General features: G+C 45.9%; 22 protein-coding genes. 17 read left to right on the forward strand and 5 right to left on the reverse strand.

Annotated elements, in window-relative coordinates; genetic code table 11:
* Positions 1 to 36 precede the first annotated feature (36 nt).
* A complete protein-coding gene (locus tag IAG03_RS10015; protein WP_002578946.1) occupies positions 37 to 321 on the forward strand; it encodes a hypothetical protein in 285 nt (94 codons plus the stop codon).
* 62 nt (positions 322 to 383) lie between these two features.
* Positions 384 to 1,796, forward strand: a complete 1,413-nt coding sequence (locus IAG03_RS10020) for a relaxase/mobilization nuclease domain-containing protein (protein ID WP_002578945.1) — start codon at positions 384 to 386, stop codon at positions 1,794 to 1,796.
* 301 nt (positions 1,797 to 2,097) lie between these two features.
* Here IAG03_RS10020 and IAG03_RS10025 read toward each other — a convergent pair whose 3' ends face one another.
* The 3 genes from IAG03_RS10025 to IAG03_RS10035 form a co-directional block, all read right to left on the reverse strand.
* The gene (locus IAG03_RS10025) at positions 2,098 to 2,361 is read right to left on the reverse strand and encodes a topoisomerase DNA-binding C4 zinc finger domain-containing protein (RefSeq protein ID WP_118219135.1); all 264 of its coding nucleotides are present in this window, start codon (positions 2,359 to 2,361) and stop codon (positions 2,098 to 2,100) included.
* A 145-nt stretch (positions 2,362 to 2,506) separates the two neighbouring features.
* Positions 2,507 to 3,244: a 23S rRNA (adenine(2058)-N(6))-methyltransferase Erm(B) gene (gene erm(B), locus IAG03_RS10030; RefSeq protein WP_118219131.1), complete on the reverse strand. Its 738-nt coding sequence runs from the start codon at positions 3,242 to 3,244 to the stop codon at positions 2,507 to 2,509.
* 18 nt (positions 3,245 to 3,262) lie between these two features.
* Complete coding sequence (locus tag IAG03_RS10035; RefSeq protein ID WP_235844072.1) at positions 3,263 to 3,895, reverse strand: N-terminal phage integrase SAM-like domain-containing protein; 633 nt, start codon at positions 3,893 to 3,895, stop codon at positions 3,263 to 3,265.
* Between the two features lie 382 nt (positions 3,896 to 4,277).
* Here IAG03_RS10035 and IAG03_RS10040 point away from each other — a divergent pair, with 382 nt between their 5' ends.
* Complete coding sequence (locus IAG03_RS10040) at positions 4,278 to 4,655, forward strand: helix-turn-helix domain-containing protein (protein WP_002578940.1); 378 nt, start codon at positions 4,278 to 4,280, stop codon at positions 4,653 to 4,655.
* A 162-nt stretch (positions 4,656 to 4,817) separates the two neighbouring features.
* Here IAG03_RS10040 and IAG03_RS10045 read toward each other — a convergent pair whose 3' ends face one another.
* A complete protein-coding gene (locus IAG03_RS10045; RefSeq protein ID WP_002304410.1) occupies positions 4,818 to 5,372 on the reverse strand; it encodes an ImmA/IrrE family metallo-endopeptidase in 555 nt (184 codons plus the stop codon).
* A 51-nt stretch (positions 5,373 to 5,423) separates the two neighbouring features.
* Positions 5,424 to 5,873 (reverse strand): helix-turn-helix domain-containing protein, encoded by a 450-nt coding sequence (locus IAG03_RS10050; protein ID WP_002304411.1) that lies wholly within the window; start codon positions 5,871 to 5,873, stop codon positions 5,424 to 5,426.
* Between the two features lie 286 nt (positions 5,874 to 6,159).
* On the opposite strand from IAG03_RS10050, the gene IAG03_RS10055 reads away from it, so the two are divergent.
* The 14 genes from IAG03_RS10055 (at position 6,160) to IAG03_RS10120 (ending at position 20,615) form a co-directional block, all read left to right on the forward strand.
* Positions 6,160 to 6,723 carry a hypothetical protein gene (locus IAG03_RS10055; RefSeq protein ID WP_002304412.1) on the forward strand — a complete coding sequence of 188 codons (564 nt, stop codon included), beginning with the start codon at positions 6,160 to 6,162 and terminating at the stop codon, positions 6,721 to 6,723.
* Positions 6,724 to 6,985: 262 nt separating this feature from the next.
* Positions 6,986 to 7,291, forward strand: a complete 306-nt coding sequence (locus IAG03_RS10060) for a helix-turn-helix transcriptional regulator (RefSeq protein ID WP_002304413.1) — start codon at positions 6,986 to 6,988, stop codon at positions 7,289 to 7,291.
* A 517-nt stretch (positions 7,292 to 7,808) separates the two neighbouring features.
* The gene (locus IAG03_RS10065; protein WP_002304415.1) at positions 7,809 to 8,213 is read left to right on the forward strand and encodes a type II toxin-antitoxin system PemK/MazF family toxin; all 405 of its coding nucleotides are present in this window, start codon (positions 7,809 to 7,811) and stop codon (positions 8,211 to 8,213) included.
* A gap of 30 nt (positions 8,214 to 8,243) precedes the next feature.
* Positions 8,244 to 8,456 carry a helix-turn-helix domain-containing protein gene (locus IAG03_RS10070; protein WP_477100006.1) on the forward strand — a complete coding sequence of 71 codons (213 nt, stop codon included), beginning with the start codon at positions 8,244 to 8,246 and terminating at the stop codon, positions 8,454 to 8,456.
* A 117-nt stretch (positions 8,457 to 8,573) separates the two neighbouring features.
* Entirely contained in the window at positions 8,574 to 9,197 is a 624-nt protein-coding gene (locus IAG03_RS10075; RefSeq protein WP_002304420.1) for a helix-turn-helix domain-containing protein, read from the forward strand.
* A gap of 4 nt (positions 9,198 to 9,201) precedes the next feature.
* The gene (locus IAG03_RS10080) at positions 9,202 to 10,575 is read left to right on the forward strand and encodes a site-specific integrase (protein ID WP_002304423.1); all 1,374 of its coding nucleotides are present in this window, start codon (positions 9,202 to 9,204) and stop codon (positions 10,573 to 10,575) included.
* An 85-nt stretch (positions 10,576 to 10,660) separates the two neighbouring features.
* On the forward strand, positions 10,661 to 10,966 hold the full coding sequence (locus IAG03_RS10085; RefSeq protein WP_002304425.1) for a hypothetical protein: 306 nt from the start codon (positions 10,661 to 10,663) through the stop codon (positions 10,964 to 10,966).
* A gap of 808 nt (positions 10,967 to 11,774) precedes the next feature.
* Positions 11,775 to 11,954, forward strand: coding sequence for a hypothetical protein (locus tag IAG03_RS10090; protein ID WP_021858228.1), 180 nt, complete (start codon positions 11,775 to 11,777; stop codon positions 11,952 to 11,954).
* A gap of 584 nt (positions 11,955 to 12,538) precedes the next feature.
* Complete coding sequence (locus IAG03_RS10095; protein WP_249319920.1) at positions 12,539 to 13,369, forward strand: ParA family protein; 831 nt, start codon at positions 12,539 to 12,541, stop codon at positions 13,367 to 13,369.
* Positions 13,320 to 14,264 (forward strand): ParB/RepB/Spo0J family partition protein, encoded by a 945-nt coding sequence (locus tag IAG03_RS10100; protein WP_249319921.1) that lies wholly within the window; start codon positions 13,320 to 13,322, stop codon positions 14,262 to 14,264. The genes IAG03_RS10095 and IAG03_RS10100 overlap by 50 nt, the downstream gene beginning before the upstream one ends.
* Positions 14,265 to 14,514: 250 nt before the next feature.
* Positions 14,515 to 15,222 carry a hypothetical protein gene (locus IAG03_RS10105; protein ID WP_249319922.1) on the forward strand — a complete coding sequence of 236 codons (708 nt, stop codon included), beginning with the start codon at positions 14,515 to 14,517 and terminating at the stop codon, positions 15,220 to 15,222.
* Between the two features lie 68 nt (positions 15,223 to 15,290).
* Positions 15,291 to 19,568: a SpaA isopeptide-forming pilin-related protein gene (locus tag IAG03_RS10110; protein WP_249319923.1), complete on the forward strand. Its 4,278-nt coding sequence runs from the start codon at positions 15,291 to 15,293 to the stop codon at positions 19,566 to 19,568.
* Between the two features lie 155 nt (positions 19,569 to 19,723).
* Positions 19,724 to 20,011: a hypothetical protein gene (locus IAG03_RS10115; protein ID WP_249319924.1), complete on the forward strand. Its 288-nt coding sequence runs from the start codon at positions 19,724 to 19,726 to the stop codon at positions 20,009 to 20,011.
* Positions 20,012 to 20,021: 10 nt separating this feature from the next.
* Positions 20,022 to 20,615: a hypothetical protein gene (locus IAG03_RS10120; RefSeq protein ID WP_249319925.1), complete on the forward strand. Its 594-nt coding sequence runs from the start codon at positions 20,022 to 20,024 to the stop codon at positions 20,613 to 20,615.
* The last annotated feature ends 5 nt before the right edge of the window (positions 20,616 to 20,620 follow it).

The raw sequence follows: 20,620 nt of genomic DNA on the forward strand, positions 1-20,620 counted from the left end.
CTTGTACAATATAATTAAAAGAAAGGGGTTGAGCCTATGAAGCTGGTATTGAAGATATTGGCACTGCCGGTGCTGTTCGTTGTAAAAGTGATTTGCATTCTTGGAAATCTGCTTACAAATGTTGTGTCCTATGTAATTGGTTTATTGCTCTTGGTCATTGGCGGATCTGCGATTTACTGCATTGTAAAGGCTTTGTGGCAGTCCCTGCTTATTCTTGTGGTTCTTGGAATTGCGACAATAGCAGCGGTGTTCTTGCTCGTCTGGGCTGTTATGAAAGTCGAGAATATTGGAGAAAGTCTGGGAGCATTTATCAGGTCATAAGATAATATCAGAGAAAAGTCACCGACCGGTGGCTTTTTCTTTTTGGGAAGGAAGTGATGGGAATGGCAGCGACAAGATTGATTGCACTCCATGTGAATAAGGGAAAGACGGTCGCTCAATGTTTGGCAGACAGAACCGACTACTCACAAAATGCCGCAAAAACCAATGATGGCGAATTTATCAGTTCCTATGAGTGTGATCCAAAGACAGCAGATGAGGAATTTCTGCTTTCCAAACGGCAGTATCAGCATATTACCGGCAGACAGCAGAAGAACAATATCATCGCATACCAGATACGCCAGTCCTTTAAGCCGGGAGAAATCACCCCGGAAGAAGCGAACCAAGTCGGCTATGAAACAGCGATGCGATGGACAAAGGGAAAACACGCTTTCATCGTTGCGACCCACATCGACAAATCCCACATTCACAATCATATCATTTATAATTCGACCTCGCTGGATGCCACACGGAAATTCAAAAACTTCTTTCTTTCCGGTCTGGCGGTGCAAAGACTCAGTGATATGGTTTGCCTGGAACACGGGCTGTCCATTATTACACCGAAGCCGTATCGGGAGCGCCAGAAAAGAACTGTTTATCCCAAGAAGCGTACCCAGCGTGACGAATTATGTGATGCGATTGATGCGGTGCTGAAGCAGAAACCAAAGAGCTTTGATGGCTTTGTTCAGGCTCTGGCTGACATGGGATTTGAGTTCAAGGATGGAAAGCAGCCTGCGTTCAAGGGCGAGAATCAGAAGCGTTTCATTCGGCTGCGTTCCCTGGGCGAAGGATATAGCAAAGAGGAAATTCAAGCGGTTATCTCCGGCAAGAACCTGCACAAATCAAAAGGCGGCTCTGCCAAGGCTCCTGCCCCGAAGCAGTTCCAGATGCTGATTGATATTCAGGCAAAGATGGCCGAGGGCAAGACGGTCGGTTATGAAAAGTGGGCGAAGAAGTTCAACCGAAAAGAAGCTGCCCGAACGGTAATCCTACTGAAAGAAAAAGGCTTGGGCAACTACGACGATCTGACTGCTCATATTGAAAATCTGTCTGCCCGGTTCGATGCGCTTTCTGATTCTATCAAGGTCGCAGAGAAACGTATGGTTGAGGTTCAGGCGTTGCAGCAGCACATCAAAAATTATCGCAACACAAGGCAAATTTATATCGAGTACCGCAAGTCTGGATATAGCAAAAAATTCTTTGAAGAACACCGTCAGGAAATCACAATTCATAAAGCGGCGAAGCAAGCCTTTGATGAATTGCAGATTACAAAGCTCCCGTCCATGCAATCATTGTATGAGGAGTTTCATCAGCTGGCAGTCCAGAAAAAGCAGGACTACGCTGAGTACCGTCAGATCAGAAAAGAGAAAGAAGAACTGCTGATTGCCAAACGGACGGTTGAAACGATTTTGAATATCGACAGGCAGAAAGAGCAGGAAAAAGAGAAAGAGAAAGAGGAAAAGAAGAACTTCCGTTAAAGCAAAAAGCCACGGTCTGCACTCCCCAAAGGGTGCGGATCGTGGCTGCTTTTTTGCTTTTCGATTTCGGTGCTTTCAACCATGGGCAAATTTTTATTCTACTGTTCTTTGAGAAACGATTGAAAATCGTGTAGCCATCATCGGCAGATGATGTTCAAAGGGGATTGGGGATGCTTCCCCAACAAGCAAATTTGCGAAGATTGCACCGAAGGGAAAATCGAGAAAATGAGTGAACCTGTACAGGTTTACACTGCTTGCCAATTTGTGAGATTATGAATTTAGTATCGAGAATAGGGTACACCTAAATTTTGCAATGCTGCAACCCTATCATCGTTGCATGGATGAGTTGAGTATCTTTCGTTTTGATTCCTTTTACCAGGGTTTCTTTTCCCTCTAGTAATTCTTTTACATTTGTTTTGGTGAGTTTTTTCTTTCTAAAATGTTCAGCTAAAGTGAAGGTACATTCAGGATAATTTGAACAACCATAAAACGATTTTTTTAATACAATATTGTTGCCACACTTAGGACATTTTCCTACAAGGGGTCCCGAGCGCTTAGTGGGAATTTGTACCCCTTATCGATACAAATTCCCCGTAGGCGCTAGGGACCTCTTTAGCTCCTTGGAAGCTGTCAGTAGTATACCTAATAATTTATCTACATTCCCTTTAGTAACGTGTAACTTTCCAAATTTACAAAAGCGACTCATAGAATTATTTCCTCCCGTTAAATGATAGATAACTATTAAAAATAGACAATACTTGCTCATAAGTAACGGTACTTAAATTGTTTACTTTGGCGTGTTTCATTGCTTGATGAAACTGATTTTTAGTAAACAGTTGACGATATTCTCGATTGACCCATTTTGAAACAAAGTACGTATATAGCTTCCAATATTTATCTGGAACATCTGTGGTATGGCGGGTAAGTTTTATTAAGACACTGTTTACTTTTGGTTTAGGATGAAAGCATTCCGCTGGCAGCTTAAGCAATTGCTGAATCGAGACTTGAGTGTGCAAGAGCAACCCTAGTGTTCGGTGAATATCCAAGGTACGCTTGTAGAATCCTTCTTCAACAATCAGATAGATGTCAGACGCATGGCTTTCAAAAACCACTTTTTTAATAATTTGTGTGCTTAAATGGTAAGGAATACTCCCAACAATTTTATACCTCTGTTTGTTAGGGAATTGAAACTGTAGAATATCTTGGTGAATTAAAGTGACACGAGTATTCAGTTTTAATTTTTCTGACGATAAGTTGAATAGATGACTGTCTAATTCAATAGACGTTACCTGTTTACTTATTTTAGCCAGTTTCGTCGTTAAATGCCCTTTACCTGTTCCAATTTCGTAAACGGTATCGGTTTCTTTTAAATTCAATTGTTTTATTATTTGGTTGAGTACTTTTTCACTCGTTAAAAAGTTTTGAGAATATTTTATATTTTTGTTCATGTAATCACTCCTTCTTAATTACAAATTTTTAGCATCTACTAATATACCAATATTGCAGGAATCAAGATTAGAATACAAGTATTGGCATAATTTTTCCTGTTCAGCACGACTCAAAACTCTCATTTCCTTCGTTTGACGTTTTATCTGTATAGATCGTGCGTCACAAGAAATGGCTTTCCCGTTTCGGGTGGCAAATTGTAAGACATTTCGAATTAGAGATAAAATATCTGAAACAGTTTTAGAGGAAAGTCCATTCTCCTTTAATCCACCAGAAACAAGGAAAAAATTACACTGCGTTTCAATAAACTCGTGTGTTATATCACGCAATTGTTTGCTTCCGAACACAGGAAGTATATACGAGCTGAGAAGATTCCTATATTTGTTGCTTGTAGATTCCTTCACTTTAGGACATATAGCTTGAAACCATTCCATAGCAACCTGTTCAAATTGATCTGAGCTAATTTCTGGATCGACAGTGACAGAATTACTCGTGCACGAACTTTGACTGATAAGTTTTGCCTTGACTTCTCGATATGACTTTGCATAAACATAACCGTAATTGGCTTTGCCTGTAGAAGATCGGGACTTAATGTATCTTCCTTCCCATCTGCCGTCTTTCCTTTTGTAAATATTTTCTCCTTTTCGTGCCATAAGGTACACCTCCTTCAATATGACTATAATTCTGACGGCAAATTGTGACTTTGGAACTTTCTAAGATGGATTTTTGTGCAAAACCTCGTGTTTTATGTCCCTAACATATTGACAAACAGTGCGACAATTTGTAAAATAAAGATATAAACTAAAAAAAACAGAGAAGAATGCGATTCGTGGAGTAATGTACTCTACGAATTTTTTATTTTAAAGAACCTCAAGATAGCTCATATTGTCGTCTTGGGGTTCTTTTCATTCTATCATTTAATGCAATCTGCCTATAAAATTTTATCATATTGCATTTATAAATGCAACTTGCACCCGATGTTGGTTGTTGAGATTTTTGGTACATTTTATAATGTATAGCAGAATCATACACAGCATGGAGGTGATTGAAACGCAACCGGAAATTGATTACGTTAAGATTGGTCAGCGCATTAGAGCTGCCCGACTGGAAAAGGGTTATAGTCAGGCTGATTTGGGTGCGTTGGTTGGTTGCTCGAACAATCATATGAGCCATGTTGAAGTTGGACAGACGAAAGTTTCTTTGGCAATGCTTCTAAAACTGGCATTCGTCTTGGAAAAGAACTTTGACTATTTTTTACTGGATACCCCATATGCAAAATGCGACAGCATCATTGATAATGAGATTGCTGCAAAACTGAAAAAGTGTAATGTAACAACATTGATAACCGTAGGAAAGTTGATTGATGTCTTGATTGACCAGCAAGAGATGATAAAAAAAGCGGAGCTTGATTGATATAATGAAAAAGAAGCCCATTGACGGTACAGAGTGAACTGCTATGGGGTTCTTTTTTGCAGCACAATATACTGATTCTTTAAGAAGCAAAAAGTCCACCAGTCATGATGCACTACGCATCGTACTGGTGGACTTTTTCTGTAAAGATATAAAAATAGATATTCATATATCGCCATAACCAATGTCGTTATCGTAGGCATGAAGATCTTCTTTCAGGAAATCTGCTTTACGAATATACATCGAATTTACCAGCTCTCCTTTTTCGTGGAGCAGGCTGAATTTGTAGTCTAATAATGCTGCCGGTACATAGAGCATTTTAGCCGTTTCAAAAAATGTGTGTTCCGAAAGGCATTCCAGGACTTTCCCATCTTCTAACAGAAGCTCCGCCGCAAAGAAGTTTGCTTCATTTTCTTCGATTGATCTATCATCAAAAACTTCCATTTCTTGAAAGCCGTGCATCATAGCGATTTTTGTATGCAGGACAGCGTGTCCTAATTCATGTGCGACTAATATACGCTCCAGGATACCGTTCACATTGTGATCTATCACGATATTCTTTTGTCTGGACTGGTAATAGAAGAAGCCCTTCAATTTCTTCTGTAAATCGTAATAGTGGATTTTGATACCTAACAGCTGACATAGCTCGTAAGGGTCTCTGGTGTGATATTTTCGCACAAGCTTATCGACAGTTTCAATGATATGCTCTGCCGTTTTCATTTGCTTCACCTCCGAATCGCACACAGAAAACATATTCTGTGCTTGAGGATTTTACTCTTTATCTTTATGCTTTCTGTATTTCTTCGGAGTGTACTTTTCCCGTGCTGTTTTCTTAGAGTCCATATAAACTGACATAATCGCCTGGAAGAATACATCTTTTGCGTCCTCGTCCAATTCTCCACCGGCAAACAGAGAATTTACACGACCCAACACTTCCTGAGCTTCTTTTGCTCCTTTTGAACCGAAGTTTTCCTTTGCCTCTAAAATAAACATATCCTGATCTATATGGCTCTGGCTATCCGTTTCAGATTCGTCCAAAAGATAGGACACAGAGATATGCAGTGCTTCAGCAAGTTTTCTGATGTTGCTTTTTCTGGGGAGTGTTCCGAGCTGCTCATAGGTGTAAAGGGATCTTTCGGAAATGCCGGTCATCTGGGCAAGCTCCGTTTGAGATAGGTTCATAGCCAAACGAGCTTCTTTAATTTTTTCTCCAAATGTCATGGTAGTATCCTTCCTTTCAAAAAATATTTATTCGTAACTTCCGATTATTTGTTGACAAACTTCTGGAAAATGCTATAATAAGAATCATAACAGAAGTTTTAATTCCACTTAATTATATATCGGAACTTTTATAAAGTCAAGAACTTCCGATTTCACTTCTGTTATTTTAATCAAATATCGGAAGTTATAGTCATTCTTGTCCCATGGTATTTGTTTCCCTTTAGCCAAGTGACAGGAGTTAGAAAGGAATTCTTATTTTATGGATTAGGCTGAAAGGAGATTCTGAATGAGCAGATATAATACACAGGTATTAAGCAGTATTCGAATGCTTTGCCGGATGCAGAACATTGACGAGAAGGTTCTGTATGAAAGAGCAAAGCTGATTTTATCCATATATCGAGAGGTGTGCTGGTCTACCATTGATCGTGCGAATGATGTATGTGATACCCTTATTTGTACTTACGGTGACAGCTTAGATGGTGCATTGATTTATCTGGAGAACTTTGCTCCGGATGAAGCGAGAGAACGATTTGAAGAACGCATTCGCAGCTTATTTGAGACAAAGTGGATCATTGAACTGGTAGATATGGCTATGTTGAAAATCAGAGAATATCCAGATAAAGGCGCTCTGTACTGTGAGATTATCTCAAAGGCATATCTCAACCGCTTCAAGTACAGGGAATCAGAAATGCTGGAGGTTTTGAATATGGAACGCAGCACCTACTATGACCGAAAGAAAGAAGCGATACTGTTATTTGGTCTGTCACTTTGGGGAACAGCCATTCCTAAATTGAAAGATTTCCTGGAAAGTGCCCGGGAGGAAGAAGCATTGTGTTATTGTGAATGCTAAGACAGGATTTTAGTCCGACTAAAATCCGATGAAAATACGACGGTTCCCCTACTGAAAGTCCGACTTGTCCAGTGTTAAAATGGCTATGCTGGGAGATAGCGGCATAAAATTGAATAGAGAGAGTTACGCCTCGTGCCTGTAATGGGTACGGGGCTTTTTTTATACCTGCCTATTTTCCCCCATAATTAACACAAAGGCATGAACGAGAGCTTGGAGTAATTTACTCCGGCTCTTTTTTTATGCCTGCAAGGAGGACAGGCAGATGGCAAAGGGTATTGAGAATCGGGCACGATCTCCTCCCGCTGTTTTTGATTTTGCAACTTCACAAATTCAAAAACACGGAGGAACGAAAATGTATTACGACTTGGTTGAAAGCGGAAAAAGAATTAAAGCCTTGAGAAAGGAACATGGGCTTACACAGGAACAGCTTGCGGAGCAGTTAGGTGTTGCCGCAAACACCATTGCACGAATTGAAACCGGCAACAGAGGTATCTCTATTGATTTGGCAATCGAACTGGTTGTGCGCTTTGAGACAACCCTTGATTACATATTTTTAGGTCGTGAATAACCTCAAAACTATACCTACGAGGCAATAAAAACTTGCATGAGGAACAGGTACAATTTAGATACAGCCAAAGAAAATCGGCTGCTTGATCCTTGAAAACTGAATACACAGTCATCGAATACGTTCCTGTTGCCGGTGCGAGAGCATCAGCCACATCAGCGGTACGCCGAGACGTATCGGATAGAGAAACAGAACGACTTTCTTCTATAAATTAAGCGCTTGTCTCTCTCCCGATGCCAGCGATCAATACTGGCTTGTAAATATTGGGTTGCTCCCAATACGGCCATGAAAGCAACAGGATTAAAGATACTTCTCTACGGAGCTGGCGGAGAACCCGGCAGAGGTTAGATTCCTATGGAACTGATTCGCAATCAGTCGTTCGGTGATTCCCTGAGGGCGTAAGCCCTCTTTCCCAGGGGTGCGTGGCAAATATGGGACACATAGACTTTTGGACTGACTGCCTGATTCCTTTCTGGCAGTCAGTTATTACATAGCCAACGAAAGGAGGTCATGGCACATGATGAAAGAAAATTGGGTATATTGCCGTGGTGATATTTATTGCGCCAAGCTGGACCCGGTAGTTGGGTCGGAACAAGGCGGCATCCGTCCGGTTATCGTCATTCAGAACGATACCGGTAATAAACACGCTCCCACATTGATTGTGGCAACGGTCACCACCAGAATCCATAAGAAAGCGAATATGCCGACGCACTTTGTTATTTACGACAATCCTGCATTCAAAGAAGCGTCCGTTGTTCAGCTGGAACAGATTCGTACCATTGATAAAAGCAGGATTGATAATTACTTAGGTAAGGTAACGCCCCGTGAAATGGTAGCGATTGAGAAAGCCTTATCTGTCAGCCTGGCAATGGAACAGCTGAAAAAGCGTTCCCCAAAACATAAAGCAAAGAGAGCGAAGGAGTGAACATAAATGTTTGAAGAAAGAATCGCTGCCATGAATCAGCGCACCGAAGAAGCGATGGCTGCTAACGCAGTTCAGTTTGATAAGAGAACCTATACGGTTGATGAGATTCAGGATATTCTGGGCATCAGCAGAACCAGCGCATACAACCTTGTGAAAAAGAAAGTTTTCCATAGCGTCCGCATCGGTGGCAGTATCAGAATCTCCAAAAAGAGTTTTGATGAGTGGTTGGATCATCAAATGTAAGATTTGTCAAGGGCGTCGTACAACCCGGCGACAAACTTCAAAACATATTGAGAGTTCGATAAAATGTAGCCATGACAAGAAACACATGGCTACATTTTTTACATAGGAGGTTGTACGATGGCGGAAATGAGAAAACGCACGAGTATGTCTGTTCTGGAAATGGGCAGGATGCTCGGTCTTGGTAAAACGGAGTCATACTGGCTCATTAAGAAGAATTACTTCAAAACCATTCTTGTCGGCAACACCATGAGGGTGATGATCGACAGCTTTGAAGAATGGTATGCCAATCAGTTCAAATACCAGAAGGTCGATGGAACCCCTCCCGGCGAGGAATTGAAGAAAACTACATATTCAATGGAGGAGCTTGGACAGCGCCTTGGGCTGAAAGAAGCGACTGCTTACGAACTGGTTGCCAAAGGGCATTTTGATGTGGTCGATGTCCTGGGCAAGCGCAGAGTGACAAAGGAGAGCTTTGAAAGATGGTATGCTTCTCAAACCGATTACCGCACGGTAGAGGATCAGGAACTGGATGCAGATATTATGGCATCCACCTACGGTCTGCCGGAAATGGCAAGAATGCTTGGGGTACATCGTCAGACCATTTACTATATCGTTGCCAATGAAGATTTTGAGCTTATCAAGGTTGGCAGGTATAAGCGAGCTACCAAAGAGAGCTTTGAAAAATGGTATCACAATCAGACCCGCTACCAGTTAGCGGAAGATAGACAGGAAAGGAGCTGATTACATGGCATCTATCGTTAAGAGAAAAAAGAAGTATTCTGTGGTTTATACATACACCGATGAGAACGGCAACAAGCGTCAGAAGTGGGAAACCTTTGAAACGAATGCCGAAGCAAAGAAAAGGAAGTTGCAGGTTGAATATGAGCAGGAGTCCGGAACCTTTATTCCCCCTTCTGCTAAAACCGTCAATGATCTTTTGGATGAGTATATGTCAATCTATGGTGTGAACACCTGGGCGATGTCTACCTATGAAAGCAGAAAGAGCCTGATTGCAAACTATATTCGTCCCCTCATCGGTGATATGAAGCTGGAGGATGTCACGCCGAGAATCATGGACAAGTATTACCGAGATTTGCTTTCTGTCAAAGCGGTTTCTTCTAAGTATGTAAAAGCCCGTACAGAATATCTGACTCCGCATACTGTCCGAGAGGTTCACAAGACATTGCGAAATGCTTTCAATCAAGCGGTCAAGTGGGAATTGATGACCAGAAACCCTGTGGAGCACGCTACGCTGCCGAAAGAAGAACACAAGACCAGGGATATCTGGACAGCAGAAGTGCTCCAGAAGGCTCTGGAAGCCTGTGACGATGATATTCTTCGTCTGGCTATTAACCTTGCCTTCTCCTGTTCCCTGCGAATGGGCGAGCTTCTGGGGCTTACCTGGGACTGTATTGACATTTCCCCCACCAGTATTGAACTTGGTCAGGCAAGCATCTTCGTTGAAAAGGAGTTGCAGAGAGTAAATCGTGAAGCGATGGCAGATCTGGACGGTAAGGACATCATGTTCAAGTTCCCACCGACCTTCGCCAGTACGCATACCGCATTGGTTCTCAAAACTCCTAAGACCAAAACAAGTGTCCGCAAGGTGTTCTTACCGAAAACCGTAGCGGAAATGTTGGTACAGCGAAAGGCTGACATCGAAGAACTGAAAGACCTTTTCGGTGACGAGTTCGTAGACTTCAATCTGGTTTTCTGTTCTTCCAATGGCAAGCCGATTGAGGGGCAGGTTATCAACCGTGCTTTCAATAAGCTGATTGAGGAGAAGGGACTGCCGAAAGTGGTTTTCCATAGTCTCCGACATTCCAGTATCACTTACAAGCTGAAGCTGAACGGCGGCGATATGAAATCCGTTCAAGGCGATTCCGGTCATGCACAGGTCAAGATGGTAGCGGATGTTTACTCCCATATCATCGACGATGACCGCAGACTGAACGCTGAAAGAATGGAAGCTGCGTTCTACTCAGGCAGACAGGCAACGCCTGAGCCGGTTCAACCAGCCGCAACGGAAAGCTCCGCTGATGATAAAGAACTTCTTCTGAAGCTTCTGCAAAATCCGGAAATGGCAGCACTCCTGAAGTCGCTGGCAAAAACATTATAGTAACTGCAAGGGCAGATCCTTTTACATAGCTACAATAGCTGTAAAAGGGTCTGCCCTTATTTTTTTGTTATGGAGGTCAACGAGTATGGATAGAATCTTTATGGACGAGTATTACGAGCATCTGAGAGCTGACAATATCGAGGCATTTTCCAAGGAAAGGAACGACGAATATGTTGGCAGAGCTGAGGAATACAAAGCAGCAAAGTCGGCATTGCTTGAAGGATTGGGACTTGAGCATTTGTTTGACCATAGCCATGAACTGACTCCGAAAGAGAAAGAAATATGGATGCTGTTCGATAGGGTTGATGTAGCAGAGCTTCTTGCAAGGGATGCTTTTGCCAAGGGTGCTTATATGCTCGGCGCTGAGGATAGAGAGATTATGCTGAAATAAAAAAAGACCTGCTTCGGCGGGTCTAAATTACATAGAATCATTGAGTCTGAAAAACCTTTGAAATTCTTAATAATTCTGGTTGAAAAATTCATTTTGAAATGATATATAAAACAGACTGAAATCTGTGTCTAAGGACACCCGCACCCTCACACGAGAATGAATAGGATTTCCTATCATTTCGCATCACGAGAAGTTACATAGTGACATTTACTTGCACTTGCAACGTCCACCAAAAATCGAAAGACTTGCTAATTTCGAGCCAATCGGACGGTGTAAAATCCCTCTGAATTAGCTATCACAGCGTAGTATCAGATGGGATTTGAAATGCTGAAAAACCTTGTATTTCCAAGCATTTTTAAGCATTAGATGCCACTTCCCGATGTCGTATCGGGTCTACTCCTAAGCGGAACGCCCCCGGTTCGAGTCCGGGCGAGGACGCCACAAACAACGCCGAAAGCCTTTATTTACAAGGGTTTTCGGCTTTATTTATTTCTGCCCCTTTTCTCTCAAATCGATCCTCATTAGCAAGCTCCGCCGAGAAACAACGCTCGCCTTTTGGCGAGATGTCTGCTAATGAAAATTAGCAAGAAAAATGCCGTTTTGCTAATGGAAACGACTCCCCTGCTAATTGAACACCCTGTTTTGCTAAAAATCTTGCTAATTTGCAGGGCGATTGCTGCCCTGTTTCCCGACGGATATTGAACTCAGCAACACTCGCATTTATGGGTGTCTATCAAGAGTAAGAAATCGTAAAGTTTCAAATAATACGCATCCATTGTATACTGAGAGCAAGCAAGGAGGTGTCGAGATGAAAGAGCAGAAATATCATATCTACCTAACCAATCAGGAACGGTCAGAGATTATAGAGTCCCTAATTGATTTCAAAAACCTCCGTATGCAGCAAGGAAAATATACCGATGCCGTTGATGAGGTGTTGGTAAAGGTAATCCGTGCAAAAAAGAAGAAACTCAAAGTTGTCTACATCTAAACATAGCTTGGGCTGCTTATTCCCCGCTTGGGGATGAGCAGCCCTTTTCCTATTATATATGTCCTTAAACCCTGTGCCACTTTTCCGCTTTCGGAAAGGCGGCTTTTTTGTTTCAGAGGGTCACAAAAAAAATTTTTCAACTTTTTTTGAAAAACACCCTGCCAAAACCCACCCCTTATTCAGAGTATGTGAAGGGGTTAATTCCTGACTCCGTTCAGGAGCCGCTTCGTGATCCTTGAAAACTGAATATACAGGCACTTGGGACATTATTTCTGATGATAGCCCGAAGATAGGTACGCCGTGACTTCTCCATCTCGGAGTATGAGCGAGAACCCCTGATCTGAAATCCGGTTTGCCACCGGAACGGCGATGACAGTCAGAATGATAATGATACTTCTCTACGGAGCTGGCGGAGAACCCGGCAGAGGTGAGATTCCTATGAACACGGTGCAGCACACCGTGACCTAAGTGTTTCCCGTAAGGCAAAAGCCGCCGCAGGGGACGTTGAGAACAAATACAGCGGACATATACATAGCTGTTTTCAAAAGCAGTTATGAAATCCATAAAGAAGGAGGAAAAGCGAAATGCCAAACTGTAAAACCATAGCGATATGCAACCAAAAAGGCGGCGTGGGGAAAACCACCACGGCAGTAAACCTCGGCATTGGATTGGCTATGCAGGGCAAAAAGGTACTTCTCGTGGATGCTGACCCGCAGGGCGACCTTACTACCTGCCTCGGTTGGCAGGACACGGACAGCTTGCAGCAGACCCTTTCCAATAAGCTATCAGCGGTAATGCGGGAAGAACAGCAAGACCTGTTCTCCGGCATTCTCAGCCACGAAGAAAAGGTTGACCTTGTTCCGTCAAACCTTGACCTTTCAGCGTTGGAGATGAGCCTTGTGACTGCAATGAGCAGAGAGAGCGTGATGAAAAACTATCTCAGCCAAGTGAAGGACAGATACGACTATGTACTGATAGATTGTATGCCGTCCCTCGGTATGATAACGCTCAATGCTCTGACTGCGGCGGACAGTGTGATTATTCCCGTGCAGGCACAGTATCTCCCCGCAAAAGGTATGACGCAACTTTTATCGACGATTGCCAAGGTGAAGAAGCACACCAATCGGAACCTGACAATCGACGGTATTCTGCTCACGCTTGTAGACGGTAGAACCAATCTTGCTAAAAGTACGGTAGAAGCGTTGCGAGAGAACTTCGGTTGTCGGATCAGGATATACCGGACGACCATTCCCATTGCCGTAAAAGCCGCCGAGGTTTCATCTAAAGGGAAAAGCATATACGCCTATGAGCCGAGCAGCACCGTGTCTAAGGCTTACACGGATTTTACGAAGGAGGTGTTAGCCGATGGCAGGCAGAAAGAGCGACTTCACGCTTCCCACGAACACACTCGATGAGCTGTTCTCTACGCAAGAGGAACGGGATGATGCCAAGCTCAGTAAAATCCGAGATATTCCCCTTGAGCTGATCGACGATTTTCCCGACCACCCATTTAAGGTGCGGGACGACGAGGATATGATACAGCTTGTGGAGAGCGTCAAGGAGCGAGGAGTCATTACTCCGGCTACCGTCCGTCAGAAAGAGGATGGCAGATACGAGCTGATTTCCGGTCACAGGCGAAAACGAGCTTGTGAACTTGCCGGTTTTGAAGCGCTCCGTTGTGAGGTCGTAGACCTTGACCGTGACGCCGCCACCGTTCTTATGGTGGAAAGCAATTACCAGCGGTCGCAGATACTTCCCTCAGAAAAGGCGTTTGCCTATAAAATGCGGCTGGAAGCGATGAAACGGCAAGGACAGCGTTCAGATTTAACTTTGTCCCCAGTGGGGACGAAGTTTGATAGAAGCTCTGAAGCCATAACAGAAGAAACCGGCGATAGCAGAAATCAAATTCATCGCTATATCCGTCTGACAAACCTTGTGCCTGAACTGCTTGACCTTGTGGACGAGGGCAAAATTAAAATGCGTCCTGCGGTGGAGCTATCCTATTTGGACGAGGACAGCCAGCGAGCCGTGGTGGACGAAATTGACCTGAACCAATGTACCCCGTCCCACGATCAGACCATTCGTATGCGGAAGTTCTTCACAGATGGAAAGCTCACGCCGGAGGTTGTTTCCGCTATTATGGGCGAGGAGAAACCAAACCAGCGGGAGAAGATCGTCCTGCGTGGGGACAAGGTGCGAAGTCTGATCCCGAAAAATATCCCCGTAAGCCAAACGGAGGATTATGTGGTCAAAGCACTGGAGCATTACAGCCGCTTTCTTCGTCAGCGGGCAGAGCGTGACAGCCGCTAAATGCAGGCGGAGCATGTTTCCTGCCGTCCCCTTCCTCACACTCCATCCCCTGAGAACTTCCAGACTATCCGAAATAAACTATCTCCTGATTTATCTCTATCTCTCTAAGTTAAATCTATCTAAGAGCAAACGGAGTTCGCACAATTCGGAAAACTGCGTTTTGGCGGTATGATGAAAAGTTGCGCTTCAAAACGCATCTTTGTCGGAACGGTTCTCATCGGGTAGAATGTAGTCGAAGGGAGTGAAGCGTATGAAATCCAAAATCGCAGTTATTCTACTCGCTGTGTTTCTGTGTCTGACTACGGGATGCAACAACGCCTCGCATATTGCACAGACGCCTGACCCCATTTCTTCTTCGGACAGTAACCCCGTCCCCAGCGAATCAGAAACAGCTCAGGCAGAAAAGAAAACGGAGGTTGACCGTCCCCAAAGCACAGAATCACAAACGGATAGCCGTGCCGCAGAGTTCCCGGCAAGCGTATCGGAAAGTGACACCCAAACAACAGAGGTTCCCGATCAGGCTGACCACAGCACGGCAGTGCTGCCACAGCCAAGCGAACCTGAAAAGAAAACAGACGAGTCCGAACGCCGACCGGAAACCGCTGCCCCGACTGAAAAAGAACAGCCCACACCTCCGGCAACGGAAGAACCAAAACCGGCAGATCAAGCACAACCCACAGAGCCACCCAAGCAGGAATCCACAGAGCCGGCATTTGACATCAGCTACTGGATCAGTTTTGCTAAGAGCTATGCCGAGAGTGTCGGTCTTGCGCTGAACAGCGAAGCCGTGTACTGCTGGGACAACCCCATTGATGCGGATGCAGGATGTGTCTATCTGGAACGGGACATACAATCCCGACTCAATCGCTATGCGGCAGATGCGGACATCACCGATGTGTGGGTCTGGTATGAACCCGTCTCCGCTGGCAGCTATCTGATCTACATCGGATACGCATAAATCAAACATTTTGAAATCAGCATCGCAGCTATGCGGTGCTTTTTTCGTATCTACAAGGAGGTACGCAAATGAAAAAACTCTATCGCAGAAGCATTTCAGGGCTTATGGCGCTGCTGATCTGCTTCACAACCATTCTCGGCGGCGGTATTACCGCCTTTGCCGCTTTCTCTTCCGGCGAAGTGGCAAAATCCTATTCCATTGGCTTCCCCCGCAGCGGGGATGCCAATCTTGATTACAGCGGCACTTGGGGTCATGATGAGCTGCATTATATGAACGGCTGGACCTCCGGTGAGGCAACATGGATGACTACACTGCACACCATCGGTTCCTTCGATGGCCCTGCCTGCTACTGCATCGAGCCGGGGGTTCCCCGTCTGCTGGAGAAAACCTATACAAGATACGGCGAGGATTATTGGAAGAACTATCCATCTGATTACAACAGCACGATTGATGCCGATACCATCAAGACACTGCTGGGCAGAATCATGCAGTATGGCTATCAGGGTGACTTGTCCCTCGACTGGCGCTCGCAGAATGATGCCGATGCCGACAAAATGGCGCACATGATGGCTACGCAGGTACTGGTATGGGAAACGGTCGTCGGAGAGCGGGATGCAAACTTCAACCATGTTGACCCCGGCAGTGCTGATGCCGTGAAATCCATGTACCGCACCTCTCACCCGCTGTATAGTCGCTTCTCTGCTTACTATGACAGCATCGAAGCCAGCGTTCAGAGCCATACGGTCATTCCCAGCTTTATGAGCAAGACCCCCAACAAGGCGCAGACTGTCGAGCTGAAATGGGACGGTAGTCAATACACAGCTACCTTGGCCGACAGCAATCATGTGGTATCGGACTATACCTTCAGCAGCAACCTGTCCGATATTGTCTTTACGAGCAATGGCGACACACTGACCATTACTGCTAAGACTGCACCTACGGAACCTGTGCCCATCTCCGCCAGCAAGAACAATATCCGTAAGGGCGTTGTCGTATGGAGCGACGGTCACTATGGGCCTGACGGAACCATGCAGGATGCGGTCACTTACGCAGCCACTGTTATGGACCCCGTGCAGGCATTTCTCAACCTGAAGGTATCCTACGGCACTGCCAAGATCGTCAAAACCTCGGAGGACGGCAAGGTGGATAACCTCACCTTTACCGTCACCGGCAACGGCATCAATCAGACAGTCAAGACCAACGCCAAGGGCGAGATTCAGATCGACAACCTGATACCCGGCGTTTACACCGTGACCGAGATGGATTACGACAAGTATGAGCCGCAGGAGTCCCGCCGTGTGACGGTGGTTTCCGGTCAGGTTTCTACCGTGACCTTCAACAACAAGCTCAAGCGTGGAGATTTGCAGATCGTGAAGTCCTCGGAGGACAATCTCAACGAGGGCGTGACCTTCCACCTTTACGGCACTTCACTTTCCGGCATTGCCGTGGACGAGTATGCCGCAACTGATGCAAACGGCGTGGCGACCTTTGAAGATGTCCTTATCTCCGGTTCCACACCTTATACCGTAGAGGAAGTGGACACCGCCGTTTGCTATGTTGTTCCCGAAGCGCAGTCTGCGCCTATCAACTGGAACGAGGTCACGAACCGTAGCTTTCTCAATATTTTGAAGAAGTTTTCCGTGACCGTCACCAAGAGCGATGTCGAAACCGGCACGGCGCAGGGTGATGCTTCTCTTGCCGGTGCTGTTTACGGCATCTATAAGGGCGAAACCCTTGTGGATACCTACACCACCGACAAAAACGGGCAGTTCGTTACTAAGGAGTATATCTGCGATAACGACTGGACGGTGCGAGAGATCACACCCTCCGAGGGCTATCTGCTTGATTCCACCGTTCATAAGGTCGGTGCAGAGCCGCAGCTTTATACCGTGGAGCATAATCAGACGGCAAATGATGTAACTGAGCAGGTCGTAAAGGGCAATATCGCCATCATCAAGCACACCGATAACGGTGATACGCAGATCGAAACACCCGAAAATGGTGCTGAGTTTGCCGTGTATCTGAAAGCCGCAGGCTCCTATGATAGCGCAAAGGCTTCCGAGCGTGATTATCTCACCTGTGACGAAAACGGCTTTGCACAGACCAAGGATATGCCTTACGGCATCTACACCGTCCATCAGGTATCCGGCTGGGAGGGCAGCGAGCAGATGCCCGACTTTGATGTGTTCATTTCTCAGAATGGGGCGACTTATCGTTACCTTATCAACAATGCACCCTTTAACAGCTTCATCAAAATCGTGAAGCAGGACGCAGAAACCGGAAAGACTATTCCTTATGCCGGTGCGGGCTTCAAGATTTATGACCCGGACGGCAATCCCGTAACAATGACCTTCACCTACCCGACACCCACCACCATTGATGTGTTCTACACCAATGCAGAAGGTTCTCTTGTCACGCCGGAAAAGCTGTCCTTTGGAAAGGGGTACTCTATTGTCGAGGTACAGGCTCCCTACGGCTATGTCCTCGACGAAACGCCCGTGTACTTCGATGTCACGGAGGATAATTCCACAGAAGAAAGCGGGGTTACGGTAGTAAAAGTGGAGAAACCCAATATGGCACAGAAAGGCACCATCACCGTGGAAAAAACCGGCGAGGTGTTCTTCGGCGTTTCCGTCATCGGCGGCGTAGATGAAAGCGGAAACGAACTGCCCACCATCTATCAGCCGCAGTATGAAAAGCGTGGCCTTCCCGGTGCGGTCTATGAAATCATCGCCGCAGAGGACATTACTACGCCGGACGGCACTGTCCGAAATCAGAAGGGCGAGGTCGTAGACACCGTTACAACCGATGAAAACGGCACAGCGGTGAGCCGTGAACTCTATCTCGGCAAATACGAGGTTCGTGAGATTACTGCGCCCCACGGGATGGTGCTCAACCCGGAACCCCACTGTGTCGAGCTTGTCTACGCCGGTCAGAATGTTGCCGTAACAGAAACGGCGACTTCGTTCGAGAACGAGCGTCAGAAGGTGGAGATCAGCCTTGTAAAGTCCATTGAGCAGAATGAGCACTTCGGCATTGGCAATAACGGTGAAATGAAGAACATTTCCTTTGGGCTGTTCGCCGCCGAGGAAATCGTATCTGCCAGCGGCACTTCCATTCCCGCAAATGGTCTTGTTGAGATCATCTCTCTGAATGAGGACGGAACGGCGAAAATCAAGACTGACCTTCCTTTTGGAAGCTACTATGTGCAGGAGCTTGCTACCGACAGTCACTACAAGCTGTCCGATACCAAGTATCCCGTAACCTTTGGGTATGCCGGTCAGGATACGGCAGTTGTAAAGATTGCCGCTAACGACGGCAAGGCAATCGAAAATGATCTGATCTACGGTTCTGTTTCCGGTAAGAAGGTCGATGAAAACGGCAGTGCTCTCGGCGGTGCGCTGATTGGACTGTTCCGCGCGGATGATGGCGAGTTTACAAAGGAAAACGCTCTGCTGACTGCCACTTCTGCTGAAGATGGCAGTTTTTCTTTTGAGAATATTCCTTACGGCACTTGGTATGTCCGTGAAATCGAACAGCCCGCCGGCTTCGTGCTGGATGATACCATCTATCCCGTGACCATCGGCGCAGACGGTCAGGTCGTGGAGATCAAGATCGTCAACAAATATGTCCGTGGAAACATCCATCTGACCAAGGTGGATTCCGAATATCCTGACAATAAGCTGACCGGAGCGACCTTTGAGGTCTACAAGGACAGTAACGCAAACGGCAAGCTGGACAGCGGCGATGAACTGCTCGGCACACTGACCGAAAAGGAAAAGGGCGAATACAGTATGAACGACTTGTTCTACGGTCGCTACTTCGTCAAGGAAACCAAAGCCCCGGAGGGATTTGTTCTTGATACCGGCGTGTATGAAGTGATGATCGACACCAACGGCAAGACCTACGAGGTGGAGAACAAGGCAGGCGTCGGCTTCGTCAATGATGCTATGCGTGGCAACCTGAAAATCGTCAAGACCTCCTCTGACGGCAAGGTCAAGGGCTTCGCTTTCCGAATTACCGGAGCAAATGGCTATGACATTATCCTTGAAACCAACGATAAGGGTGAGATCTTCATTGACGGGCTTCGCATCGGGGACTACACCATTTCTGAGGTAAGCAACTCGGCTTCTTCGATGTATGTCATCCCTGCTGACAAGAAGGCAACGGTCAAGATCGGCTCCACTACCATTGTGGAGATGCACAATGTTCTGCGTGATACGCCCAAGACCGGTGACACAACCAATCTGCCGCTGCTCTATGCCCTTGCAGGACTGTCCGCAGTGGGCATCGCTGTGTGCGGCGTTATCGGATTTAAGAAAAAGAAAAAGGAGGATCGTAACTAATGGAACCTAAAACCATCGTGGCTATCGTACTGGTAGCCTTTATCATCGGCGGCTTTATCTTCTTGCAGATCAGAAAGAAAAACAAGAAGTAAGCTGATTATCCAAGGGGCGGAGCAAAACTCCGCCCCTTTTCTACTGCCCGAAGGAGGGATTCAATGAATCAACAGAAAACGGTGGAAAGCCGGGTGCTTTCTATCTTGAAGGACTGTCCGAGAGCAAGGTTCGACGATATGATCCTTATTATGCACTACTACAACCGCTATGCGACTTATCTCAGAGCCGGCGAACTGCCTCTCAATGACCTTGCATTCAACTACAAAGTCTACGGACTGCCGTGCTTTGAAACCATCCGCAGGGCAAGGCAGCGTGTGCAGTCGCTTTTTCCGGAATACTCCCGCAACGCCGAGCAGGATGATATGATTATCATCATCGGCATTCTTTGAGGTGACGGCTATGGAAAATGAAAAGAGAAAGGTCGGTGATTACACCGTCCTCTGCGCCGTGAATATCGGCGCCCGTGAAATCATCCTTGCCGAGAATGAGCAGGATAGCAATGGAGAACGCTTCCTCTGCTGCTACGGAGAGCGCAACGACATCTTTGAGAAGTTTACCGAATGTGCCGTTGGCGACGACTACATTGATGCAGCGCTGTTCTTTGCAGAGCGCATCAAGCAAGACGCCGAGAGGTTTCGGGAAGAGGTTGAAAAGCTGGATATTCCCGTGACGGTAATCACCCAAGCGGACTGCATCCCCGACCACTATAAGAACGACATCAACGGCAAAATCATCGCCATCAACCCGGCAATCCTCAAGCCGGAGTACCAACGAGCTGACCGGCAACTCTATTATGTGACCGGCGGTTTTGGTGCTTCGGCAAATGCCCGTGGCAGCGCTGTGTTTTGCAGAAACCTCTATGACGGTAAGGATACCCGCTATGAGCGTATGGATGTGCTGGGTGAAGTAAAGCCGGAGCGTATGCCTGATTGGGCAAAAGAAAAAGCGGCTGCTTTTAGCCGCACAATTCAAGGAAAAGACCACGAGCGATAAGGAGG

The organism is Yeguia hominis (genome assembly GCF_014384705.1).
GTDB classification, from domain to species: domain Bacteria; phylum Bacillota; class Clostridia; order Oscillospirales; family Acutalibacteraceae; genus Yeguia; species Yeguia hominis.

Bases quoted from the DNA above. Each gene is read 5' to 3' on its own strand.
- IAG03_RS10015 (WP_002578946.1), top strand. From the start codon at position 37: ATGAAGCTGGTATTGAAGATATTGGCACTGCCGGTGCTGTTCGTTGTA.
- IAG03_RS10020 (WP_002578945.1), top strand. From the start codon at position 384: ATGGCAGCGACAAGATTGATTGCACTCCATGTGAATAAGGGAAAGACG.
- IAG03_RS10035 (WP_235844072.1), bottom strand. From the start codon at position 3,895: ATGGCACGAAAAGGAGAAAATATTTACAAAAGGAAAGACGGCAGATGG.
- IAG03_RS10040 (WP_002578940.1), top strand. From the start codon at position 4,278: ATGGAGGTGATTGAAACGCAACCGGAAATTGATTACGTTAAGATTGGT.
- IAG03_RS10045 (WP_002304410.1), bottom strand. From the start codon at position 5,372: ATGAAAACGGCAGAGCATATCATTGAAACTGTCGATAAGCTTGTGCGA.
- IAG03_RS10050 (WP_002304411.1), bottom strand. From the start codon at position 5,873: ATGACATTTGGAGAAAAAATTAAAGAAGCTCGTTTGGCTATGAACCTA.
- IAG03_RS10055 (WP_002304412.1), top strand. From the start codon at position 6,160: ATGAGCAGATATAATACACAGGTATTAAGCAGTATTCGAATGCTTTGC.
- IAG03_RS10060 (WP_002304413.1), top strand. From the start codon at position 6,986: ATGGCAAAGGGTATTGAGAATCGGGCACGATCTCCTCCCGCTGTTTTT.
- IAG03_RS10065 (WP_002304415.1), top strand. From the start codon at position 7,809: ATGAAAGAAAATTGGGTATATTGCCGTGGTGATATTTATTGCGCCAAG.
- IAG03_RS10070 (WP_477100006.1), top strand. From the start codon at position 8,244: ATGAATCAGCGCACCGAAGAAGCGATGGCTGCTAACGCAGTTCAGTTT.
- IAG03_RS10075 (WP_002304420.1), top strand. From the start codon at position 8,574: ATGGCGGAAATGAGAAAACGCACGAGTATGTCTGTTCTGGAAATGGGC.
- IAG03_RS10080 (WP_002304423.1), top strand. From the start codon at position 9,202: ATGGCATCTATCGTTAAGAGAAAAAAGAAGTATTCTGTGGTTTATACA.
- IAG03_RS10085 (WP_002304425.1), top strand. From the start codon at position 10,661: ATGGATAGAATCTTTATGGACGAGTATTACGAGCATCTGAGAGCTGAC.
- IAG03_RS10090 (WP_021858228.1), top strand. From the start codon at position 11,775: ATGAAAGAGCAGAAATATCATATCTACCTAACCAATCAGGAACGGTCA.
- IAG03_RS10095 (WP_249319920.1), top strand. From the start codon at position 12,539: ATGCCAAACTGTAAAACCATAGCGATATGCAACCAAAAAGGCGGCGTG.
- IAG03_RS10100 (WP_249319921.1), top strand. From the start codon at position 13,320: ATGGCAGGCAGAAAGAGCGACTTCACGCTTCCCACGAACACACTCGAT.
- IAG03_RS10105 (WP_249319922.1), top strand. From the start codon at position 14,515: ATGAAATCCAAAATCGCAGTTATTCTACTCGCTGTGTTTCTGTGTCTG.
- IAG03_RS10110 (WP_249319923.1), top strand. From the start codon at position 15,291: ATGAAAAAACTCTATCGCAGAAGCATTTCAGGGCTTATGGCGCTGCTG.
- IAG03_RS10115 (WP_249319924.1), top strand. From the start codon at position 19,724: ATGAATCAACAGAAAACGGTGGAAAGCCGGGTGCTTTCTATCTTGAAG.
- IAG03_RS10120 (WP_249319925.1), top strand. From the start codon at position 20,022: ATGGAAAATGAAAAGAGAAAGGTCGGTGATTACACCGTCCTCTGCGCC.